2 protein-coding genes are annotated in these 2653 nt (G+C 66.5%); both read right to left on the reverse strand.

Features of this window, described 5'->3' with window-relative positions:
* Window positions 1-135 precede the first annotated feature (135 nt).
* The gene (gene istB / locus CXY78_RS00135; RefSeq protein ID WP_092342705.1) at window positions 136-915 is read right to left on the reverse strand and encodes an IS21-like element helper ATPase IstB; all 780 of its coding nucleotides are present in this window, start codon (window positions 913-915) and stop codon (window positions 136-138) included.
* Window positions 912-2453 (reverse strand): IS21 family transposase, encoded by a 1542-nt coding sequence (istA, locus tag CXY78_RS00140; protein WP_092342703.1) that lies wholly within the window; start codon window positions 2451-2453, stop codon window positions 912-914. Before istA ends, istB begins: the two co-directional genes overlap by 4 nt.
* Window positions 2454-2653: the final 200 nt, after the last annotated feature.

Below are 2653 nucleotides of genomic sequence, written 5' to 3' on the forward strand. Positions count from 1 at the left end.
CCTGTCAAGGGCCATGAGGAACGGCCCACTGGCGGCCACTAGAAATGCCCGCTGGTGGCCATGAAAACTGCCCAGTCATGGCCAACAGATCTGCCCACCAAGATTTGGCGGCGGTGGCCATGCTCGGGAGCAGGATCAGGTCATCGGGGTCACGCCCTTCCCGGCGAGGGCCTGCGTGAGGCGGATGGAGTCGCCCGAGGTTTGGCAGACGTGAGCGTGGTGCAGGAGCCGGTCAACGGTCGCCGTCGCGAGGGTTTTCGGCATGAGCTCGTCGAATCCGGCGGGGTGAAGATTTGAGCTGACCGCGATGGATCGCTTTTCATAGGCGGCGTCGACGAGGCGATAAAGCCCCTCCGCCGCGTCGGTCCCGACGGCCAAGAGGCCTATGTCATCGATCACGATGAGGTCGGCGCGGAGGATGCGGGTGACGACGCGGGTGACGCTGTCATCGGAGCGGTGGGCGCGCATCAGCGCGCCGAGGTCCTCGAGGCGGAACCACGCCACCCGCATCCCGGCTTCGACGACCTGCTGGCCGAGGGCCTCGAGGAAGAACGTTTTCCCCGTGCCTGACGGCCCGCAAACCACCACGTTCTCTTTCCGCGCGATCCATTCCAGCGTGCGCAGCGACTGCTGGGTCGGCAGCGGGATCGACGACGCGGCGGGGTCCCAGGTGTCGAAGGTTTTCCCTGTCGGGAACCCGGCCGCTCTCCGCCGGGTGGCGAGCATGGAACGGGACCGGCCGGCGACTTCCTCGACGAGGAGAGCCTTGACGACCTCGGCGGGTTCCCAACGTTGGGTGCGGGCGGTGATGAGCAGTTCCGGCGCCAACGCGCGTGCGTAGGGCATCTTCAGCTGCCGCATCAACGCTTCCAGATCGGCCGGCAGTGGCGGCGCCGCGGCGGGGACGGGGCTCATGCGCACTCCTCCTGCTCGGGCGCAGCCGCGGGGACGGCGGGTGGCTGGCCGATCGCCGCCCACCCGCTCGTGCCCTGCGTCAAAGACCTGTTCTCGCTGGCGGTGTGGGTGCTGGTGCGTAGTCCAGTGGCGTTGAGGATGGACGCGAGGTCCTGGTGCGCGAAGCGGCCGTGGATGGCCGCGGTGCCGAGCGCCTGGTCGACGTCGGCCCGCCCGGCGATCTTGGCCAACGCGACCGCTTCAGCCATTTTCTGCTTCATCCGCATCGTGCCGACCTGGGCCGCTTCGAGCAGCCAGGTGTGCGCTCCCGCCCCGATCGCTAGGAACTCGGCCTCGGCGGCGCTGCGCGCTTTCACCGCGTAATCGCCGGGGATCTTGGGCGCATGGTCTGGGAAATGCGTGTCGTCAATCATCGGGCTGCCCGGCCGGCCCCGAGCGTGCCGGGCCACTTCCACCGGCCCCTCACTACTCTGATGCATCACGACGATGCGTTCGTCACGGCCGACGCCGTGGCTGCGGACGAAGACCTGCGCGCCGAGCAGGTGCGACGGCACCGAGTACTGACCGTTCTCGAACGTGACCATGGGTGTGTTGTCCGGGACGCTGCGCGAGAGACCGAACGAGACCGTGTGGGCGGTGGCGGGGATGCGGTGCAGTCGCGGTGTCTCTTCCAGCAGCATCGCGGCGGGCTTGCGGCGGGTGGCGCGGTGCTCGCGATTGTTGACCTCGTCCATGAACTCCTGACAGGCCGTTTCAATCTCGGCGAACGAGTCATACTCGGGCCGGAGGTTCGTGTCCTTCGGGACGATGTCGGCCTTGGCCAGTTTCACGGACGACTCGGACCCGCCCTTCGTCGCCGGGTCCGCCGGCTGGCAGGTGAGCACCGTCACGCCGTAGTGCCGGGCGAAGTCCACCGTCTGCAGGTTCCGCACCGGAACACCGGCGATGTGCGCCACGGTCACCGTTTTCTCGTTGTCGGTCAGGACGTAAGTCGGCGCGCCGCCAATGATGCGCAGCGTCCGGTCCAGCGCCGCAAACACCGTTGGCGCCGTCCGGTCACGCAGCACGATGACGATCCGAAACCGTGACCACGCCAACCACGCCACGAACAACACCGTCTTGCGCCCGTCGATTAGAGGGCCATCGCCGAAATCGTATTGCAGCCACTGGCCCGGCTCCGTCACCCACGGCCTGTGCACCCGCACGTTGCCCAGGCGAAAGTTGGCGCGGACCTGCGCGATGGCGCGCCGGGTGGAGCGCTCGGACCCGGTGTAGCCCAGAGCCAACAACTTGGTGTGGGCCTTGTCACCACGCAGCTTCCCATGTGACAGCTGAATCCACTCCTCCATCTTCGGCAGGAAAGGGTCCGTGACCCGGGCCCGAAAGACCGGTTCAGCGAGCGGGTGGCCCGCATCCCGCGCAGCAACATGCCGGGCGACAGTGTGGTGCGAACACCCCGTCAGCTCCGCAGCAGCGCGAAAAGATCGTGTCAGATCATACGCAGCGAGAATTTCCATAACTTCTACGTCTACCTTCATAAATAGGCCTCTTCCTGAACTGGCTTGATGCGTCTAGATACCGCAATCAAACCCCAGGGAGAGGCTCCCGCCGGTTAACCGGTCGGGCTCAGAAAAGGAAGTGGGCAGATCTCATGGCCACCAACGGGCAGATCTCCTGGCCGTCAGCGGGCAATTCCGTGGCCGCCTACGGGCAGCTTCTCATGTCCGCCGACAATGCC

This window comes from Cryobacterium sp. N19 (assembly GCF_002929595.1).
GTDB classification, from domain to species: Bacteria; Actinomycetota; Actinomycetes; order Actinomycetales; family Microbacteriaceae; genus Cryobacterium; species Cryobacterium flavum.